Source organism: Arthrobacter sp. 131MFCol6.1 (assembly GCF_000374925.1).
Lineage (GTDB): Bacteria > Actinomycetota > Actinomycetes > Actinomycetales > Micrococcaceae > Arthrobacter.
Genome location: NZ_KB895543.1, coordinates 39,562 through 59,762, shown reverse-complemented (window position 1 = coordinate 59,762; position 20,201 = coordinate 39,562). Strand labels below are relative to the sequence as shown.

General features: G+C 63.5%; 16 protein-coding genes and 1 tRNA gene. 6 read left to right on the top strand and 11 right to left on the bottom strand.

The genetic code is table 11. From position 1 onward, the window contains the following. Positions 1–368: 368 nt before the first annotated feature. Positions 369–3,197 (bottom strand): CBM96 family carbohydrate-binding protein, encoded by a 2,829-nt coding sequence (locus tag C566_RS0109145; RefSeq protein WP_018774031.1) that lies wholly within the window; start codon positions 3,195–3,197, stop codon positions 369–371. A gap of 536 nt (positions 3,198–3,733) precedes the next feature. Here C566_RS0109145 and C566_RS0109140 point away from each other — a divergent pair. Together C566_RS0109140 and C566_RS0109135 are read left to right on the top strand one after the other, a co-directional pair. Then, the gene (locus C566_RS0109140) at positions 3,734–4,186 is read left to right on the top strand and encodes an adenylyltransferase/cytidyltransferase family protein (protein ID WP_018774030.1); all 453 of its coding nucleotides are present in this window, start codon (positions 3,734–3,736) and stop codon (positions 4,184–4,186) included. A 1-nt stretch (position 4,187) separates the two neighbouring features. Continuing rightward, positions 4,188–5,666 (top strand): glycerophosphodiester phosphodiesterase, encoded by a 1,479-nt coding sequence (locus C566_RS0109135; protein WP_081627298.1) that lies wholly within the window; start codon positions 4,188–4,190, stop codon positions 5,664–5,666. Between the two features lie 43 nt (positions 5,667–5,709). Here C566_RS0109135 and C566_RS0109130 read toward each other — a convergent pair whose 3' ends face one another. From C566_RS0109130 to C566_RS0109110, 5 genes are read right to left on the bottom strand one after another with little or no spacing between them, the layout of a single operon-like run. Then, on the bottom strand, positions 5,710–6,984 hold the full coding sequence (locus C566_RS0109130; protein WP_018774028.1) for a hypothetical protein: 1,275 nt from the start codon (positions 6,982–6,984) through the stop codon (positions 5,710–5,712). Next, on the bottom strand, positions 6,985–7,743 hold the full coding sequence (locus C566_RS21215; protein ID WP_018774027.1) for a CDP-alcohol phosphatidyltransferase family protein: 759 nt from the start codon (positions 7,741–7,743) through the stop codon (positions 6,985–6,987). Continuing rightward, on the bottom strand, positions 7,740–9,182 hold the full coding sequence (locus C566_RS0109120) for a hypothetical protein (protein ID WP_018774026.1): 1,443 nt from the start codon (positions 9,180–9,182) through the stop codon (positions 7,740–7,742). The genes C566_RS21215 and C566_RS0109120 overlap by 4 nt, the downstream gene beginning before the upstream one ends. Beyond that, positions 9,166–10,320 carry a glycosyltransferase gene (locus C566_RS22095; protein ID WP_081627297.1) on the bottom strand — a complete coding sequence of 385 codons (1,155 nt, stop codon included), beginning with the start codon at positions 10,318–10,320 and terminating at the stop codon, positions 9,166–9,168. The genes C566_RS0109120 and C566_RS22095 overlap by 17 nt, the downstream gene beginning before the upstream one ends. Then, positions 10,313–11,161: a glycosyltransferase family 2 protein gene (locus tag C566_RS0109110; protein WP_026266533.1), complete on the bottom strand. Its 849-nt coding sequence runs from the start codon at positions 11,159–11,161 to the stop codon at positions 10,313–10,315. The genes C566_RS22095 and C566_RS0109110 overlap by 8 nt, the downstream gene beginning before the upstream one ends. Positions 11,162–11,202: 41 nt before the next feature. On the opposite strand from C566_RS0109110, the gene C566_RS21205 reads away from it, so the two are divergent. Continuing rightward, entirely contained in the window at positions 11,203–11,985 is a 783-nt protein-coding gene (locus C566_RS21205; RefSeq protein ID WP_018774023.1) for an SGNH/GDSL hydrolase family protein, read from the top strand. A 14-nt stretch (positions 11,986–11,999) separates the two neighbouring features. On the opposite strand, the gene C566_RS0109100 is transcribed toward C566_RS21205, so the two are convergent. From C566_RS0109100 to C566_RS0109085, 4 genes are read right to left on the bottom strand one after another with little or no spacing between them, the layout of a single operon-like run. Continuing rightward, the gene (locus C566_RS0109100; protein WP_051082285.1) at positions 12,000–12,605 is read right to left on the bottom strand and encodes an acetyltransferase; all 606 of its coding nucleotides are present in this window, start codon (positions 12,603–12,605) and stop codon (positions 12,000–12,002) included. Continuing rightward, positions 12,605–13,864 (bottom strand): glycosyltransferase family 4 protein, encoded by a 1,260-nt coding sequence (locus C566_RS21200; RefSeq protein WP_018774021.1) that lies wholly within the window; start codon positions 13,862–13,864, stop codon positions 12,605–12,607. The genes C566_RS0109100 and C566_RS21200 overlap by 1 nt, the downstream gene beginning before the upstream one ends. A gap of 6 nt (positions 13,865–13,870) precedes the next feature. Further along, complete coding sequence (locus tag C566_RS0109090; protein ID WP_026266531.1) at positions 13,871–14,836, bottom strand: NAD-dependent epimerase/dehydratase family protein; 966 nt, start codon at positions 14,834–14,836, stop codon at positions 13,871–13,873. Between the two features lie 44 nt (positions 14,837–14,880). After that, positions 14,881–16,497 (bottom strand): sugar transferase, encoded by a 1,617-nt coding sequence (locus tag C566_RS0109085; RefSeq protein ID WP_081627296.1) that lies wholly within the window; start codon positions 16,495–16,497, stop codon positions 14,881–14,883. A 597-nt stretch (positions 16,498–17,094) separates the two neighbouring features. Here C566_RS0109085 and C566_RS0109080 point away from each other — a divergent pair. The 3 genes from C566_RS0109080 to C566_RS0109070 all read left to right on the top strand — a co-directional run bounded on the left by C566_RS0109080 (position 17,095) and on the right by C566_RS0109070 (position 18,612). Next, positions 17,095–17,168, top strand: a tRNA-Gly gene (locus tag C566_RS0109080). A 137-nt stretch (positions 17,169–17,305) separates the two neighbouring features. Continuing rightward, the gene (locus tag C566_RS22955; RefSeq protein WP_018774018.1) at positions 17,306–17,455 is read left to right on the top strand and encodes a hypothetical protein; all 150 of its coding nucleotides are present in this window, start codon (positions 17,306–17,308) and stop codon (positions 17,453–17,455) included. Then, positions 17,452–18,612: a N(5)-(carboxyethyl)ornithine synthase gene (locus C566_RS0109070; RefSeq protein ID WP_018774017.1), complete on the top strand. Its 1,161-nt coding sequence runs from the start codon at positions 17,452–17,454 to the stop codon at positions 18,610–18,612. Before C566_RS22955 ends, C566_RS0109070 begins: the two co-directional genes overlap by 4 nt. 82 nt (positions 18,613–18,694) lie before the next feature. On the opposite strand, the gene C566_RS0109065 is transcribed toward C566_RS0109070, so the two are convergent. Continuing rightward, entirely contained in the window at positions 18,695–20,068 is a 1,374-nt protein-coding gene (locus tag C566_RS0109065; protein ID WP_018774016.1) for an MFS transporter, read from the bottom strand. Between the last annotated feature and the right edge of the window lie 133 nt (positions 20,069–20,201).

Sequence of the window (20,201 nt, the reverse complement as noted above, 5' to 3'; positions counted from 1 at the left end):
AGGACCGCGTTCGGGTCGGTGCCCTGGGGGACCCGTGATGAGAGATACCGCTGCTCGGGAGGCGCAAAGGTGGGCTCCGGTGCAGCCTGCGGGGCTTGCGCCTCGCCGGAGGAGGTGGGGGTAGCAGCAGGTGCCGCTGTCTTGGCTCCCGTGGCGGGAGCCGAGGGGGAAGACCCCCGGGGAGCGGCCGCAGCCTCAGAAGCTGAGGCGGCCGGGGAGGATGAGTTGGCGGACGTGGACGTGGCGTTTGGGTTTCCGGGGGAGGTGCAACCGGCGGCTGCGAAGACCGCAGCCGCCAGAAGCACCGTTCCCAGGGATTTCGAGAGACCGTTATACATGGGATGTTTTCTTTCGAGAGCTATTCTTACCTAGGGATTCGGCTCGAAGTTCAGGACCAGGGCCGGACGTTTGACAGCAGTGGCTTCCCGCGAGAAGAACCACATGTTGTCGGTTCCTGCGCTCTGCATCGAGAAGTTGATGTCACCTGCGAGTGCTGCCGAGATTGCGGCCGCGTCGAGTGAAATGGAGTACGACGCGTTCGGTGCCGTCGGACCGTCCAGCGTTCCCAGCAAGGTGCTGCTGGTTTGCGGGCGGTTGTTGTAGGTCGTCGTCGCCTCGGACCAGTCACCGGCCATCGCCACCGTCTGCTGCGGATCGGCGGACCCTGCAAACGAATCCGCCGTAGTTGAGAACCTCAAGGTCGCCGACACGAGGTGCTGGCCCGCAGGAACCTGCGAGGACGCATTGAACCTCATGTAGGTGATGTAGGCCGACGTACCCCTGGTGGCCAGGGTCGTGAAGGACCCTGTTGCGGTATTCGGCGCTCCCGCGTTCACGTAGGTGTCGGCGGTCGGTGTCAGCGTGAGCGAGACCGGCTGCGGTAACGGAACCACCGTTGCGGAGGCTTCGTTGGACGGGCCGCTTACATTGGCGGCCTCGTCGGCGGCGAGAACCTGGTAGTACGACGTTCCGGCCGGGCGGCCCGCGTCGGTCCAGCTGAGCGTGCTCCCGTTCACGGTAGCGACGAGGGTGGCAGCTGACGGGGTGAACCCGCTGGTATCGGAACGGTGGACCTGGTACTCAGTAACTCCGACGTTGTCAGTGGTTTCGTTCCAGGAAACCGCCACATCACTGGCATGTACCGCGGCCGCAACTCCTGTCACGGCCGCGGGAGCTTGTGTGTCGGGGATCGGCTGTCCTATTCCCTTGCCGATGTTGAAGTGGTCGGTGACCTGCGCTGCCGAAAGTACCGTCGGGTACACGGCGAACTCGTCGATGGAGCCGGCGAAGTAGTTGCTCAAGGGCCGCAACGGCCAGCTGTTCAGCTGGTCTCCGCCAATCTTCCACGAACCCCAGTAGCTTTGCGCTGCAGTCTGATTCGGCAGCGCGCCGATCTGGGTTCCGTCAACGTACAGCCGCATGCCGTCGCTGCCCTGCGTCGCCACCGCGTGGTGCCAGGCGTTGTCGTTGTAGGGCAGAGCCGTGCTGACCGTCCTTGTGCCGTTGACATAGACACCGAAGATCAGCGTGCCCGCGTTCGTCATGTAGAGGTTCCGGTCGTAACTGCTGCTGAGTCCGGGATTGGTACCGTGCCGGTTCGGCTGGCCATTGCCGAAGCCGAAGATCTTCCCGCCCCTGGTCGTGTTCGTCTTGAACCAGACCTCCGCGCTGTAGACGGTGGGCGCATTGCCCCGATTCTGGCCGTAGGCGTATGCGCCCGTGCCGTTGAACGTCGTCGAGCGGCTGGTGTCATTGGCAATGGCTCCTGTGTCGCCGGCAAATGCCGGTCCGCCATAGCTCAGTTCCAGGTTGTTGCCCGCAGAGCTGTCGGCGCCGACCGTCGGACCGTTGCCGTCAAGCCGCCAGTACGTGCTGGCACCTGCCCCAAGGACAGCGGCCGGGTAGGCTGCGGTGTTCCGTGCTGTTGTGACGGCCACCGAGGCCGAGAGCGGACCGGTATTGGTGCCGTCAGTCGCCCGGACGCGGTAGCTGTACTGCGTTCCGGGTACGGCTGTCTTGTCCGTGAAGGACACCTGGCCGGTCGACCACCACAGCGAGTTGGCGTTGACAGTTCCCAGCGGTGTCGTCGAGCCGTTCCGGTAGACGCTGTAGGTCAGCCCCGAGTCATCGTTGTCGAGGCTGGCCCGCCACCGGATCTGGTTTTCGCCGGCCTTGACGCTTTCCGCGCTGACGTTGCTGGGCGAGGAAGGTGCCACAGTTCCCGGGCCGGGGCCGAACCTGGTCAGGCCCTGCTGGGCGGCGCCGTTGGTGGTGGTGAATTCGCCGGCGACCCAGAGCATGTCGCCCGAACCCCGATTCGTGTGGACGATGGCCCTCGGACCAATGCCCTCACCAATACCGTCGTTGGTGTCAGGGCTCCACCCCAGTTGTGGTGCCGGGGCGTTTACGCTCTGCGCAGTCAGGTGCTGCCGGACGCCGTCTGCCATTTCATTCATGGTCGAGCAGTCGTGCTCGTGGCTGGCGGCGTAGAGGACACCGCCGTAGACGTCCACCGCCTGGGTGGCTCCGAGGCAGGTGTCCCTCCACACCTGGTCATACGTATCAAGGCTAAATCGTGCCCGCCCGTCGAAGACGCCGCCCCCGGTGCCCTCGTTGCCGATGTAGAAGTTCTGCCCATCGTTGACAATGGACTTCGTGAACGACGTGCGTGAAATGAACGAGCTGCCGTAAGTCCGCACGTTCGCGCCGGTGGTTGCGTCGACGACGGCGATCGACTGCGAGGCAACGCCGTTCACAGTTGCGAAATCGCCGCCCAGAACGACGACGTTGCGGCCGGCGGGAACAGTCAGCGCTCGAGCCGACGCGTTGACGGCCGGCGCCCACGGCAGGAGCCCGCCGTTTGAGTCCATGGCCGCGTAGCGGCTACGGGCCTCGGACCCGACCGTTTGGAAGTCGCCACCGAAATAGACGGCGGTGTTCGTGGCCTCGATTGTCCGGACCGTCGCCGAGACGATTGCCGGCCGGAAGGTCGTGTCTACCGTGCAGCCAGGAAGCTTAACGGCAGCGATGCGGGTGGTGTTGACGCCGTTGATGGCCCCAAACAGACCGCCCACATAGAGCCGGCTGCCGTCCGGCGTTACCGCCAGGGCACGAACGGTTGTACCTGTGCCGCCCGTCACGGACAAGGCGCAGGAAGTTGGGTTGCCGGTGAACGCGTCGAAGGCCGCGAAGTTCACCGCATTTCTTGACTGGGTGCTACCGGCAGCGGTGCCAGGAGGCCGGATCTGGGTGAAAGTTCCGCCGGCGTAGACAACACCGTTTGACTGGGCCATGGTCCAGGCAACGCCGTTTGTCTGCCAAGTCGGGAGGGCGTTGGCGGAAAACGCAACTCCCGGAGATAGAGCGAGCGCGGAGCTGCTGGTGGCAATTAACGGCGCCACCGCTAGCGCAATACCCGCTAGAACAGCTGGGATTTTTTGACGCATGGAGTCCCCCCCGGTTACGTAATCATGAACTTCAGGGCTGAAGCTACCAAGATCAAATCAGCAAAGGCCAAGGGCGGGAACGGTTGCTCCTACTAGCTTTTCCACCCCTCCTACTTGTCTTACTAGCCCCGCTACCTGCTTTAGCCGCCCGCCCACGCGTTTCTCCCTAAAGTGCTTTGCGTCAGGCAATAACACCCTCAGCATGGAATTGGGGGGACCAGCCCAGCGCCTCGACGGCCGGCCGGTGCCTATGACCTATTCGGCATTCGTGAAGAATCGAGTTCGTTGTGACTGTTCGTATCGGCTATGCATCGGGTGTCTACGATCTTTTCCATGTCGGGCACCTCAACCTGCTCAAACATGCGCGGTTGCACTGCGACTATCTGGTCGCCGGAGTGGTCTCCACTGAAGCGACACTGCTCATGAAGAACAAAGAGCCTGTCGTGCCCCTTCATGAACGGCTCGAGATCGTCCGTAATATCCGGCTTGTCGATGAGGTGGTCGTAGACAACTACCCGGACAAAGTCGATGCCTGGCGTGCCGTTGGATTCCATGTAATTTTCAAAGGCGATGATTGGCGCGGAACAGAAAAGGGAAACCGCCTCGAAGCCGGCATGCTGGCGCTCGGCGTCGACGTCGTGTACTTCCCCTACACCGTTCACACCTCCAGCACCATGCTGCGGCGCGCCCTGAATCTGCTTGAAAGCGGCGTTGAAGACAACGAGTCATTGCAGGCGTGAAATGCATGCAAATCAAAGTGCAGGGAAAGTACGAACCAGTACTGGGAATATTCCGGAAAATTCCGGACCCCTCTCCCGGCGCCAGGCCATCCTCCTTGGAGCCTCGGGATTATTTCTGGCCGGATGCACGCCCGCCCGTCCGCCTGTTGAAACCCCAGAAATTCACACGGTAGCCACGCTATTTGAAAAGAATCGCTTCTTTGTGGCGCACCGCGGCTCTGGAGATAACTGGCCGGAACACACTATGCAGGCATACGCGCAGTCGGTAAATTTCGGTGTTCCGGCCCTCGAGGTTTCGGTGAACGCCACCAAGGACGGCGTGCTGGTGTGCCATCACGATCAAAGTGCGCTCAGGGTGACCGGGCAGGACCGCAAGGTCGCGGACCTTACCTATGCCGAGCTCAGCGGCCTCCGGGTCGATGCCCGCGCTTGGCTTGGCCCGTCGACGGCTCTTGAGGCTATTCCGAAGTTACGGGACGTCCTGGACCGGTTCGCGGCTTCGCATGTCATTTTCATCGAAGACAAACAAGGCACGAACACAAGAACGCTCCTTGACTTGATGGACAGCTACCCAAATTCCACCGAGCATTTCATCTGGAAGCAGCCGGCCCCCGCCCTCCAGGTAGCGGCAGCCGCCAAGCGCGGCTACAAAACGTGGGGGTACTTCATGCCGGATGCCATTCCGCGTTTGGACGAGCTCGCCGCCGGATTCGACTATCTTGGCGTTTACCACACCGCCGATGACGCGACGGTCAGCAAGGTCGTGGCCTACGGCAAGCCCGTAATTTGCTGGGAAATCCATACTCGTTCCACTGCCAACCGCATAACCCGCCTGGGCGTTCAGGGCCTGATGTGCTCAAACATCCCCTACGTGACGTCGGCGTCTGCGGAACCCAAGGACTCGTTCTCGACCGGCTCCCGGGCCGCCGGCGATCTTCCTTGGACTGTCGACCAAGGCTGGGGAGCCCAACCGGTGATCGATGCGGCATCCGCATCGGTGGTGCTGGATAAGAGCGAGAACTTCAGCTACCGCCTGGGTTCGATGGGTCCTGTCACGAAAGAAATCCACAGCATTACGTTCGAAATGTGTTGGCCACAGGAACTCCCGTCGAACCTTCAGCACGCCGGAATCGCGTTCGGGCAACAGGATGACACCCCCTACCGGGTGTTGGTGCCAAGCAGCGTCGGGGGCTATCACCTGATCATTCGGCCGGCCGGAGAGCTGGTCCTGTACCGGCGCGACCCGGGGAATCCAGCCGGCACACGGCTACAGACGATCGCGACCTCACCCATAAAGCCCGGGGAATGGCTGCACTTCAAAATCGACGTCACGCCGTCCTCCATCCGGTTCTCCAGGGTGGACGGGGCCGGATGGTCCGGAGAGACGATGGACCGGGAGTATCGCGGCGGCTATATCAGTCTCTGCAAGGATTACCCTGCCCCGGTCCCCGTCCAGTTCAGGGGCGTCTCGGTCACCTAGACCGGGTGCCCGGCGCCGGCCACCCGGCGTGTTGCTCCCACGCTCACCGGGCGTCAGCAGCCCGCCGGAGCTCGACTTCCGCCGGATCCGGCCGATGCGACGACGATTCTGTCCGCGAACGGGACCGCGCTCTCGACACAACGGTGGCAGCCCCCCCGACGACCACTGCGGCCGCCACTGCCAGCGCAAATGCCCAGGCGGCGCCAACGGTGCCGCCTGCATACGCCAGGGCGAGCGGCAGCACGAGCGTCAGCAGGGCCAGAACTGCCCGCATGAGCGTCGACAGCCTGTTCGCCTGGACGGACCTGTAGTAGGCCAGCAAGACGGTGTAGGGAACCATCGCCAGGTATTGCACCAAGTAGGGAAGTCGCAGTTCGGACGCTGCCTCCCAGGATGCGCCGAGCACGAGGGCTCCTATGGAGCCCGGCAGCAGCATGACGGCAGCACCCCACAGCCCGGCCATGGCTGCTACGACCACGAACGTCTCGATCAGCCGCGTTCGAAAGACCGTAGTGCCTTTGGCGCGTACGAGCTCGGGAATGACAGCCATCTTGATAGCGGAAAAGGCGGTGTTGAGGGGTGAGAACAGCAATTGCGCTGCCCGCAGCGCACCCACGCCAGCAGCGCCAAGAGGCAGCGCCAAGAGATACAGTACGACGAAGTTGGACGCATTGAGCGCTGAAAACTCTCCGAGATAGCGAAGACCGGGGTTACGGTTGACGCCCAGCCAGCGCCTGCCATCGCGCAGCGAAGGCAGCACCCGCCCCAACAGAAGTCCCAGGACCAGTGCTGCCGCTGCGCCGCCGCCCCAGCAGAGAACGACGGCCCACACGGCTCCGGAGGTGGCCGCGACAGCCGCCATGGACGTGATCGACAATGCGGCCCACACGGCGTCGATGAGCAGCGCCCGCCATGGCCGGTGCTCGCAGATGAACAGATACCGGAGCGTGTCTTGGAGGAGCACGAAGGGCAGGCTGGCGGCGATGACAAACCAGATGAGGCGGGCCGATTGGTCAGCCAGGACGGCACCTGCCAGCAGCAAGGGAACGGTGGCGGCTGCAACCAGTACGCTGGCACCCAAAACGCCTCTCCTCACCGAGGCCTTCAGGGAGCCCGCGGCGGAGTATTTGACCAGCAGCGTCTCTCCGATGAGTGCACGCTGGGCGCCCAGGAACAGGAGCAAACCGGCATAGCCCAAGGAGAACTGACCGAACTGGCCAGCGGTCGCAACATTAGCTGTAATGGCTACCGCGACGAAGTTCGAGATGCTGGATACGGCCTGATCGCCGAAGGCAACGTACCTGCTCATACGGGCCATCTAGTCCATCCTTGCCAGGGCACGGGAAAACTTCACCACGTAGGCGGCGCAGAAGACGCAATGGAAGATCGCCAACACCGCGTAGCAGGGCAGGAATATGCTGCTCCACGGCACTGTCATCAGGGCGAGGCAGGTCATGCCGTAGTCGACAGGCAACGTGAGAATTGATCGCGTTATGGAAGGTGGGGCATCGCGGCCGGGATGTGATGGGCGCTGCCCGGACTGACGGGTCAGCTGATCGAATAGTGCGCCAGCGAAGAAAATTGTGGAGTTAGCGAAAAGGAACACGCCGCACAGAGCGGCCAGCTGCAGCGCCGGGATGGAAGTTGTGCGCAGGAGGAAGCAGAAGACGGCTCCGTGCAGGACGACGATCCGCCCGCTGTCCAGCACATGGTCGAGCCACTCACCCAATTTTGAGCTGCGTCCCTGGAGTCTTGCCAGCTGCCCGTCTGCAGAGTCGAGGACGAACCCGGCGGCGAGCACTACTCCCACCAGAGCGGAACCTGCCCCGGTTCCTGCACCGAAGGCCAGCCACAGCAACGCCCCATAGGTAAGGAACGCCCCCGCGAAAGTCACGTGGTTGGGGCCGAATCGGGTGTTCCTGAGCGCGGCTGCGACCACCCGGCCAGCCGGTCGGTTGACGTACAGGCAGTACAGAGGCACCCCCTTCTTGCCCTTCTGCGCCAAGCTGAGCTCCCTGAAAGACTGAGCAAAACCGGGCCCCGCGGCATGTGGACGCTCGAGCTTGTCCGTACTCATTTCGTGTCACCTGGCTTTCGTTTGGCGCCCACGCTCAGAACAGCAATGGCCAGGGCGAGGATCAGCAGCCTCCCCATCGACTGCAGCAGAGAGCCGCGGAGCAGGATAAACATGTACCCGGAGAAGATGGAGACGCCCAGATAGCCCACCGATCCGGCGGACAATGCACCCGCGCCGAAGCCGACATCGAGCCTTCTGCTGAGCAGCCCGAGCAGGGCGAATGTGACTGCCACCCCGACTACTCCGAAATTGATCCAGGCCTCTGCCCACAGCGGGGACGACAGGTTGACGTTGGCACTGCTCATCCACTGGCCGACTTCAACACCGCTGTCCAGCGGTTTGGTCGGCCAGACGACGCGCGGCACCCAAAACAGCAAGGCGCCAAGGAACTGGTAGCCCCAGGTCAGCCCCTCATCCCGGGTGAACCCCAGGGTATTCGCGAGCATGCTGAACTGGTCGTAGTCCTTGGTCGAGATCATCCGCCACACCGAGTCCGTTTGGAGCATGACGCCGGTCCCCGCTGCCCGGCGGGTGATGTCGCTTAACGGAAAAAGGAAGATCGCCGCCACTACCCCGCCGACGATCGCGACGTTGAAGAGGGCTTTGCGGGACCCGATAAGAGGCATAACCAGTCCGAAAAGCACAGCCAGCGTCCAGTAACGCGAGTTGGAGATCGGGTTGTTGACGACGACGTTGAGCACCACCAGGCCGACTATTAGTACAGCGTCAAGCATGTTGAGGGAGCTTCGGAGTTTCCGGAGTACGTGGATGTAGAAAATGAGCGCCACCAGGCAGGTTACGGAACCGAAGGCGGAGATGATTGCCCGGGCAGCTTGTCCGCTGTCGGGGCTCACCTGGTCCAGGGCCTGGCTCGCCTCCTGCCGGCTGGCAAAGAACACGCTGATTCCGCCGACCTGAGCCACGTAGATCAACCCGCCCAGGATCGCGGCTGTCGCAAAGATCCTCAGGGCATCCATGCTCCGCAGCTTGCGCACGGGCGCCGGGCCTCCCAAGTTCCGGAAGAGTCTAAGGTGATAGGCCAGATCGAAGCTGATGCAGCCGAGAAGAGTGATGGCGGTCGTCGCGTACAAAGTCGAATCGTCGACCTGGACGGCCAGTACGGTTGACGCGCCGGTTGACAATTGGGCCAGTGGAACAACGCCGAGGCAGATATAGACGAACATCCAGAAGACGCCGGCTACCGGTCGCACCTGGTCCTTCCACAGAATGACGCTCATGCGGAAGGCTGCATAGAGGAGCACCGAGTACCGGATGAGGAAGTCAGTATCGCTGTAGGAGGCTTCCGACGTCGACCGCAGGATGAGCGGTATGGCCACGGCAAAACACAGAAAAGTCAGGATCGCCAGCGCCGCACCGATTCCGGACTTTTTTTCGCCCGGCAGGCTGACCGGGCTTCGGAAGTCACTGCCGGCCAGCATTTATCGCCTCCGCATACAATCCCAGGAGACTCTCCGCGAGGGATTCGGCAGACCATAGACCCAAGTGCAGCTCACGGGCCCGCACACTCAGCCGGTACCGCAGATCCTTATTGGCCGCCACTGTGGCCATGGCTGCGTGGAAGGCATCGGCCGTGGGCGCAGCGACAATCGCCGCACCCGCTTTCTGCAAGGCCCCGGCCAGTCCGCATTCCGAGGTCAGAATGATGGGCGTACCCACAGCCGCGGCCTCGATGATCACCATCGGGTAAGGCTCGTGGCGGGCCGGCAAAACGACGGCGGTCGCCTGGGACAGTGCCTCCAGCACCTGAGATTCCGTCAACTCCCCCGGAAGGTCGAACCGGTCCCGGAAGCCTGAAGCGTCGATCAAGCGGCGCACGGTCTCCAGTTCGCCTTGATCAGGTCCTGCAACCACGAATCGGGCTTCCGATCCCTCCCGCAGGAGGGCAATCGCTGCCTCGACGAACACCGTGGGCTGCTTGCGCGCCGCAAGCCGTGAAACAAACAGAAAGGTTGGGGTCTGCGGGTCTTCCCACACGGTGCCGGGGTCGGCTGTCGCGTTCACCACCCGGCGCATCTTCGTCCTCGGCACGCCGAGGGACTCAAGGTTCCTTTCCTCGGCCTCCGTCAGGGTCAGCCATAGTTGTGGCGTCCGCATCGCCCGTCGGAAGATCAGCGCATCGAACACGCGCAATCCGCGCGAACGCGGCGCTGCAAGCATGCCGTGTGCCTGGGCGATGACGGGAATGGCGGCACCGCGCAGCACGAGGGCGCTGGAAGTTGTGATGAAGTCGCGGCAGAGGTGCAGCTGAACGACGTCGACCTGGCGGCTCCGGTCCCAAACATGCCTGACGAGACCGACCCCAATCAGGCCCCTGAGACGGGCGCCCCGGAACGGGCGCCGGACAGGAAAAATTCTTTCATGTGGTTCCGGTCGAGTGGCCGGCCGGCCGCCGAGCCAGCCCCCGACGAGTTCAACAGCGGCGCCGTGGCGCACCAGCGCTGCACTCTGCATGCGCGCGACCGCCCAGACACCGCCCGCGACGGCGCCCGGTCCGGCCAGGCCGCCGATCTGCAGCACGCTCAGGGGCGGCCTCGACGATGCGCGTTTTTCAGGCATGTTCAGCCAGCCGACGGCCGTATTGCTGTAGTTCGCGGGTCTTCAGGCCGATCTGCCAGTAGTACGAAGCCAGGGCGACGGCGTAGTCAAGGCCGGCCCGTCCATCCAGGAAGCCGGCCCGGACGATGTAGCTGTAGACCCAGAAGGCAAGTGGTTTGAACGGGACGACGTCAAAGCGCTGCCCCTGCAGGCTTTTCGACGAGCGCACCGAGCGCCGCATGGCCGGGTCGGCATGGATATAGGCTTCCCAGTCGGAGTACTTGTTGTGCCTGTCGAACCAGGTGCGGACCGGGTCAAGATCGTGGTGTGCCAGCAGGCCCGAAGTGCGCCCCACCTCGCCCGTCGCCTCTGGCTGGTAGTGCACTTCCAGCTCCGTCATCACCGGAAGATTCACCAAACCAGTGTCCTCATAGCGGTTGAAGCCCCGCTTCAACAGCGAACGCTTGACCACCCGGTGGCCGTGTTTGAGAACCTTGCCAGCGAAGTGATAGGAGATGGGGATGTCGAAAGCCACGCGGCGTTCCAGCGGATCCGAGACGATGACGGCGATTTCCTCGATCAGTTCCTGGCTCGGAAATTCGTCGGCGTCAAGAAACAGAATCCAGGGATGGCGGGTCGGCGCATGTTCAAGCTGCCACTGCTTCTTCTGGGGGTACGCCCCGTTCCAGGTGAAGTTGATGACGGTCGCACCTCTGGCGGCGGCAAGTTCCGCCGTCCGATCGGTGCTGTTTGAATCGACCACGATGATCTCGTCGAAGTCGCCCAGTGCCGCCAAGCACCTCTCGATGCTCGCCTCTTCATTTTTCGTCTGAATCAGGATCGAAGCTGGTATCTTACGCATTCACTTCCCCCTCAAGAGTGGATTGCCGATAGTCTTTGCGAATGGATTTTCTGAAGAGCACAAACAGGACCAGATCATCCTTCCGGTTCCGTCACCTGAAGGAACTTGGTTTTGGCCTGCTGGCCGTGGTGGCGGTCATCATTGCTGTCCTGGCGTTCACCGCGCGGGGCAACGGGGCCGGCCCCTCGCCGGTTCCAGCTGCCAGCACGCCGGAATCTAGCCGTGCTGCGGTCCCTAACGTTGACATCATCGGCGACTCCTACGTTGTTGGCTCCGACCAGGGTGGCTACGGAGCAGCCAACTGGGCAAAGATCGTCGGGTCCCGCTTTTACTCGGAGTCCCATCCGGTCGACATGAACGTCATCGGCCATCCCGGCGCCGGGTACATCGTCAGGGGAACCGAGAAAGTCACTTTCGCCGAAGCCGCCACCACCAGCTTGCGCTCGACGGCTGATCTGGTCCTTGTCTTCGGGAGCAGGAACGACGGTAAGCAGGACCCTGCAGCAATGGCCGCGGCTGCGACTGATCTCTACACAAAGATCCACGAGCGGGCGCCCCACGCGAAGCTGATCGTCGTCGGGCCGGCCTGGGTCGACGAGCGCGTGCCGGACTTCATCCTTAGTGACAGCAAAGCGATCTCCGAGGCAGCGTCTGCCGGTGGCATTCAGTTCGTCAACCCGCTGAGCGAGCGCTGGTTCTTCGGCGCCGATTCCAAGCTCATCGGTGCCGACGGCGTCCACCCGACCGACGCCGGCCATCAGTACCTCGCCGAAAAAATGTACGGGTTGATTTCCAAGACCCTGGCCACCATGGCTACCCCCTAGGCTGCATTGTGCCATCACAGGACATCATTGTCCCGGAACCGTTCCCTGATCACTGATGGGCCCGGCACCCGCCCGTAGACAGCATTCGGTGGAATGTCACCGCGGACCACGGTGAGCGGCTCCACGACGGCTGACTGGCCAATGTGGGCTCCGCCGAGCACCATGCAGCGCGAGGTGACCCATGCACCATCGTCTATATACACGGGGCTGGTTATGAGGCCCATGTCGCTGCGCGCGCGGTGGCTTCCCGTCGTGATGAAGCATTCCTGTGAAACCACAACGTTGGCGCCGATGTAGACATCGTCCTGGTTGTGGAACCAGACGCCCTCCCCAATCCAGCAGCCGGCCCCGATGTGCAGCTTCCATGGAAACTTGACGCGGGTGCGCGGCCGGAATGTGACGCCCGGACCGATCTCGGCGCCGAAGGCCCGCAGCACGGCGACCCGGAGCCGTGAACTTATCTGCCAGGGGTTGCTCACGAACAACAGCTCGCAGGCCCCCCACAGATAGACAACTGCCCGTGGCCTGTCCCAGGCTTCACCCGCGCCCGGTGCCTTGGCCAAATCAATGACGGGCGTCTGCCGCCCTGGTCCGGCGTCCGGCGATGATTGCGCTGGCATCAGGACACCGCCTCGGCAGTCTGGGCGAACCCTTGAGGTGCCAGCGGGCGGTCCGCAACGGCTTTGGCCAGCACTTCTTCGAAGCGGGTAGCGATCGGACCAATTCCAAACCGCTCGACGGAAAGCTGGCGGCTTCGCTCTCCGGCTGACACAAGCGCCGCCGGCGACTGCGCCATCCCTTGGAGCCAATCGGCGGCACCCACCACGCCCTGCGCGTCCGGAGTCCCGACGTACCCGCCGGCTGCCTTGATGTCCAGGGCCGCTGGATTGTCCCGTGGCATGAGTCCCAGGACCGGACGGCCGGCCGCCAAGGACGAAAGCACCTTGCTGGGTATCGAAAACTTTGACGCCCCGGGTTCAAGGAGGGCAAGGAGCACATCGGCGGAGCCGAGCATGTCAGAGAGTTCGGAGGCCGGCTGGAACGGCAGCAGGGTGATCGGCAATTCCGGTTGCCGCTCCGCGATCTCACGCACGGCTTCAATCCCTTCCCCCTCCGAGGCGACCACGAGACGCGCCGGGATGCCCCTGTCCAGGGCGCCGCGCAGGAGATCAATCAGCAGCAGCGGGTTATGCTTCCGGCCCAGCGTTCCGGCATAGAGAAGACGTATCTCCCGGGCCTGCGGGAGATGGGCGCGCGCCCACCCATTGTCCCTTGGCCCGGGAAGGATTTCACCGAGCGGCGCCCAGTTTGGAATGACAGAAACGTGGCGCACATCGAGGCCCCAGCGCCGGTAAGCCCGGCGGAATTCCTCGCCAATTGCGACGACCTGGCTGGCGCTGCGGACCAGGTTCTTCTCCGTGCGCGTGACCCATCGCTGCGCTGCCGGACTGACAGCCGCAGGCAGCCGCTTCCTGATCTCTTCTCCGATTGCCCTGCTGAAGAGGTCCTGATGCCACAACACCCAGGGCTGCCCCGACTTTGCCATCGTTGAACTGAATCTGTTCAGTACGAACAACGGAACGTTGCATGCCACGACGCAGTCGGGACGGGTCTGCTCGAGGTGGCTGACCCAGGCCCGGGCAAATGACTTCTCGAACCGCATCCGTCCCAGCGGCGAATACTTCTCGAATGTCCTAACGGCGGTAATTCCGCGGAAAGTCAACGCGTCCGGGTCCCCGTCCAGGCGCTCCAGCTTTCCCTTGCCACTGGGGTACTGGGTCGCGTAGGCGTGTTCGACGTGGTGTCCCCGCGCGGCGAGTTCCCGGGACAGCTCTGCCTGGAACGGGTGCCCGGCGAAGTCGTGAATATGGATGCGCACGGGGGTTCACCCTTGCGCCTTGAGCTGGTCGAAGATCCACTCGTAGGTCTTTTCCAGTCCTGTCCTGAGCGTGATGGACGGTTCCCAGCCGTAGGTGGCATGGAAGAGCGTGTTGTCGCTGTTCCGCCCGCGAACTCCCTGCGGGGCGTCGAGCTTGTAGTGCCTGGTCACCACTGTGCCGGATATCTGCTCGAGGAGATCCACCATCTGGTTGATCGAGACCAATTCAGAGGATCCCAGGTTTACCGGTTCGGTCAGGTCGCCGTGCAGGATGTCCTTCGTGCCCTGGACGCAGTCGTCAATGTACATGAAGCTGCGGGTCTGTTCCCCGTCGCCCCAGATCTCAAGATTGGTGTCGCCCGTCAGTGCCGCCCGCGCGAACTTGCGCGAGAGTGCGGCCGGCGCCTTCTCGCGCCCACCGTCCCAAGTGCCGTGTGGGCCGTAGACGTTGTGATACCGGGCGATCCTGGTCTGCAGCCCGAAGTCCTCCCGGTAATGCCGGGCCATACGCTCGGTGAACAGCTTCTCCCATCCGTAACCGTCTTCCGGCTGTGCGGGGTAGGCGTCTTCCTCACGCAGTGCGATGACGTTGGCGGACGTTTGATGTCCCGCAGCGTAAACGCAAGCTGAGCTGGAGTAGAAGAACCGCTCAACGCCAGCTTCCTGCGCTGCCATGAGCATGTGGGTGCTGGTGAGCACAGTCAGCATGCAGGCTGCCTTGTTGTTCTCGATGAAGCCCATGCCGCCCATGTCCGCGGCGAGGTTGTAGACGTACTGCACACCCCGGTTGACCTCCCGGGCCGTCTCCAGCAGCGAGCAGTCGCCCTGCACGTTCTCCGCCTCCGGGTGCACCTGGTACCACTCTGCAAAAGGCTTGCGGTCTACTGCCCGGACAGATTGTCCGTCTTTGAGGAGTTGGGCCACCAAATGGCCTCCGATGAATCCACCAGCCCCCGAAACAAGTGTGGTCATTGTTTTGCCTTTCTCAATTTTGTAGAACAGAAAACCTCGGTTTGTCAGTAGGCCCCGACCGGATTGATGAGCATCTTTGCTGTGCGCCAAAGGATGATCAGGTCTCCGGCCAGCGACCAGTTTTCGACGTAGTACAAATCCAGACGGACGCTGTCACGCCAGTTCAGCTCCGACCTGCCATTGATCTGCCACATGCCTGTCAGCCCAGGTTTGATGTAGAGACGCCGGAGCACCTTGTGGTGGTAGTTGTCGACCTCGCGCTGCAGCGGGGGCCGTGGACCGACGAGGCTCATGTCGCCCTTGAGGACGTTCCAGAACTGCGGCAGTTCGTCGAGGGAGTGCTTCCGCATCCAGCGGCCCACCCCGGTGACCCGCGGATCGTTCTGCATCTTGAAGAGCACCCCCGCGCCCTCGTTGTGTTCCAGGAGCCCGGCGAGATCGTCCTCCGCGGTTTCGACCATCGAGCGAAATTTCAGCATGTTGAATTTCTCACCGCCGCGCCCTACCCGTTCCTGCCTGAAGATCACGGGCCCGGGGCTGTCCCGCTTGATCATCACCGCGAGGACAAGAAACACAGGGATGAGCGCCACTAGCGCCGCTGCAGCCAACGTGATGTCGAACAGCCTCTTGAGAGCATGCTTGGCGCCGGCGTACTGCGGCAGTTCCACGTGCATGAGGGGCAGTCCCTCCACGGGACGGGAATGGATCCGGGGACCGGCGACGTTAGTCAGTCCGGTGGTGAGGATCAACTCGGTGGACGACTGCTCCAGCTTCCATCCGAGTCTTTGGATGTAACGGCTGCCGCCCTTCATGGGTCCCGCCACGATGACAGCATCGGCGTCGACGGAAGCCACAGCTTCCACGACGGTCCGTTCGTCTCCGACGACGTTGAGGACATGGCTGCCCTGGGTGAAGGTGCCGGCGCCGGCGGACCCGGAAAGTGCGACACCCACGACCTTGTACGCCGCACCTGACTTCTTTTCTATCTGGCTGACAACGTACCGGACGTCATTCGGCCGGCCCAGCACGACTACACGCGAAAGGTAATGGCCGTGAACCCGCTGCCTGGACAGCCACTGACGCATGCTCCAGCGGGCCGCCAGCAGGCCTGTCAGCCCGGCGGGCAGGGCGAGGGCGAAGAATCCGCGGGCTACGTCGACATTTAGAACAAAGCAAGCCAGAGCGATGAGGCCCAGCAGCATCGCGCTGGCGCTGACGACCCGCCGGTATTCGTCGATTCCGATGCCGACGATCCGCGCATCCCTGCTCTTGTACAGCCCCAACGCAACCATCCAGGCGGCCGCGATGATTACGGAAATGTACAGGTAATCAACACGGAACTCGCCCACTTGCACCGAGCTCACGGTGCTCAACCCGAACCGGGTGATGTGGGCGACCGCAGTCACCGCCGCAATTACCAGGGCGTCTGCGGCGATCAGCAGATGCCGATAGCGGTTTGCCCAACGGATGCCCTCGCGCCGGGAACTGCTCGCAAGCCGGAGTTTCGCCGACCTGAAGTCGGGAAATGGGACGGACGGCGGGGCTAAAGCTGCCGCGCCGGCAACAGACCCCGGTGAATCCTGCGCTCGTGGGGTGACCCGTACATGATCCGGAGTCCGATACCCCCTATGGACCGGAACGCGCTGCTTGAGCTCACTCATGCCTGCCGCCAATATCGCCCAGCTGACCACTTAGCCCGGCCGTCCGGCGGTCCCGATGTCGCGCCAATTGACTGGCCCGCGAGCGGTTTTGATCCGGCACGTTTGGCTGGGCAAGCCCACCCGTTGGCAACAAAGGACGGGCCACCATCAACTTCTGGTCGTACATGTGAGACCTTCTAGCGACTCGGTTGGCTGTGGTCCCCTCCAGTAAATTCGATGGCTTTCTGCTGCACACGAGTGTGGCCTACCCCTCTTGAGTTGGGGGACCACTCGTCAAATACGCCTCCATGGGCGGACTACTTGCGCTCATTACCCGGATTCGAGATAGCACTACCCATTTCGGGGTGCGGTTTCGGCCGCCATTCTCTGCAGATGAACGCGGCGTTCCCACAGCGTTTCGAGGAAATGACGGGCTCCGGGTGCTGGGATCAGCGATCTTCAGCGCAAGGGACATCGCAAGCGCGCCATCCGGTCACAGTCGCGCCGGCCGGGCTTTACCGGCCCGGCGACAGCGGGGTGTACAACCTCTAACTCAGACTGAGGTAATGTAAACCTCGTTGATCGGGACTCAGGGCTGGAATTCAGGCCGGTCCCACTGCGGCTGTAGCTCAATGGTAGAGCGCTAGCTTCCCAAGCTTGATACGCGGGTTCGATTCCCGTCAGCCGCTCCAATTGCCTCCACAGCCTCCAGCGCTCCCTGGTTTCCGCAGCGCTACCGGTTCGCCCCGATGTCCCCCGGGCTCCCATTAGGTTGCTACCTGTATCGTCGGAAGTCAGGAACCTCTTCGGTTCCGCTACAGGAGCAATCATGGCTGACAAATCCCCCCGTCAAGCAGCATCCAAAAAATCCGGCAAATCCATCAAGGAAAAGCGCGCTGACAAGAGGGCCGCTTCAGCGCCGGCCAGCTCCCTCGATAAAGTGACCGCCGCAAAGACGGCGAGCCCCAAAAAGAAGTGACCGGTACACCGCATTACCTCACTCTCGGCATCCTCGCCTCCACGCGCAAACCGGACGAGCGGCGCCTCCCGATCCACCCCCTGCACCTGGACCGCATCGCGCCGGATATCCGGGACCGGATAATCCTCGAGGAAGGCTACGGCGAGCGCTTCGGCCTTTCCGACGCCGAGCTCGCGCCGCTCGTGGGGCGCATCGCACCGCGGCAGCAGCTGCTGGCCGACGCCGACGTCGTCCTCCTGCCCAAGCCGCAGCCCGAGGACCTGGCCGAGCTCCGCGACGGGCAGGTCCTCTGGGGCTGGCCGCACTGTGTGCAGGACCGGGCCATCACCCAGCTGGCAATCGACAAGAAACTGACGCTGATCGCTTTTGAGGCGATGAACCACTGGGCCAGCGACGGCGGCTTCGGACTCCACGTCTTCCACAAGAACAACGAGCTCGCCGGCTACTGCTCCGTGCTGCACTCCCTCGCACTGACCGGGTCCACCGGCGACTACGGCCGCCGGCTAAGCGCCGTCGTGATCGGCTTCGGGGCCACCGCCCGCGGGGCCGTGACGGCGTTGAACGCCCACGGTGTCCACGATGTGCAGGTGCTGACCAACCGCGGGGTTGCCGCGGTGGGCTCGCCCATCCACTCGGTCCGGATCGCGCAGTTCGACCACGATAACGAAGCGCCGTTCCTCAGCGAGGTCATTACCGAGCGCGGGCGGGTGCCGCTGGCGCCGTTCCTCGCCGAGCGTGACATCGTGGTCAACTGCACGCTGCAGGACCCCAACGCGCCGCTGACCTATCTGCGCACCGAGGACCTGTCCGCTTTCCGGCCCGGCAGCCTGATCGTCGACGTGTCCTGCGACGAGGGCATGGGCTTCAGCTGGGCGAAAACCACCACTTTCGCCGAACCGATGTTCAAAGTCGGGGACCACATCGACTACTACGCCGTGGACCACAGCCCGTCCTACCTCTGGAATTCCTCCAGCTGGGAAATCAGCGAGGCGCTGCTTCCGTTCCTCAATACTGTGGTCTCGGGCCCCGAGGCCTGGGCGGAGAACGAGACCATCCGCCGAGCGATCGAAGTCCGCGACGGCGTGGTCCTCAACCCGGATGTGCTGCAGTTCCAGCAGCGGGAGGCAGAGTTCCCGCACCGCCCCCGGGCGGTCTAGGGAGTTGCCATACAAAAGGTTGCCATACAAAAGAGGGCGGCCGTTGCGTGAATCCACGCAACGACCGCCCTCTTTTGGACAGCTACGGTGTCGCGGCTGCCTCCGGGCCGCCCTGGGTCGGGACGATCCGCAGCAGCCGGCGCCGGTCCTTCAGGTCCACCTTGAGCATGAGCTGTCCGCGCCGGGCGAGGACGACGGCGACGGTCGCGGCGGCCAGCACCGGCACGCCGCCGGCAACGAGGACGGCGGTGTGCGGGTCCGCGTGCTCGGCCAGCCAGCCCATCATCGGGCCGCCGATCGCCTGGCCGCCGATCAGCACCATGATGTACAGGCTCATCACCCGCCCGCGGATGGCCAGGTTGGCGCTGACCTGGACCAGCTGGTTCGCGGCGGTCAGGAACATCAGGCACCAGAAGCCGGCCAGCACCATGGCCACGCCGAACCACGCCATCGACGGCGCCAGAGACGCCAGGCACAGCATGAGTCCGTACATTCCGGCGCCCAGCACCACGGAGCGCAGCCGCAGGGCGCGCCGCCGGGCCGAGGTGATGGCGCCGGCCAGGGCGCCGAGGGCCACGAGCGTGTTGAGCAGCCCGTAGCCGCCGGCACCGGCGTCGTACACGTGGTCCGCGAACGCGGCCAGCAACACCGGCAGGCTCATCGCGAACACCGCGATGAACCCGGCCATCAGCCAGGGCCAGTAGATGGTGGGCTTGCTGAGCGCATAGTCCAGCCCTTCCCGCAGCATGCCCCGGCGCTTGGCGGCCGGGGTGCTGACATGCAGCTGGTCCTTGCGCAGGCTCAGGAGCATGGCCACCGTGAAGCAGCAGGCCACCGCGTTGGCGGCAAAGGCCCAGCCTGCGCCCACGGCGGTCAGCAGGAGCCCGGCGATTGCTGGACCGATCAGGCCGCCCAGCTGGAAGATCGTGGAGTTCACACTGATCGCGTTTCGCAGGTAGCCGGGGCCTACGAGCTCGTTGACGAACACCTGGCGGGCAGGCTGGTCCAGCACGGTCACGAGGCCCAGGACCAGCGCGATCGCGTAGACGTGCCCCACTTCGATCCGCTGGCTGAGCGCCAGGACTGCAAGGACCGCAGCCAACGCGGCGGCAACCGACTGGCACAGCATGAGGATCTTCCGCTTCGCGAAGCGGTCCGCCATCATGCCGGCCCACGGGCCCAGGAACAGGGACGGCAGGAACTGCAGGGCCACTGTGATGCCGACGGCGGTGACGGAACCGGAGAGCTGGAGCACCAGCCAGTCCTGCGCGATCCGCTGCATCCAGAGCGCAATGACGGCGACGAAGTGCCCGATCGCGAAGATGCGGAAGTTGCGGACCTTCAGCGAAATAAAGGTGTGGCGCCAGGGCAGGCGCTCGTTGACGACGGCGAGTGGTTGGGTGATGGTGTCCGGCAGGGAAGCTGCGTTCGCCTCTAGCGGCGGAGGGGGTGCCACGGAAAAGTCCTCAAAAAGAGCGGGTGAGTGGGATGGACTTAACGCTAGGCTGGCCCCAAGAGATTATGGAAGCCTATCCCACGCATAACTCGCATTACAGAACGCAATGCAGGGTTGGCGGCGACCTTTCCGG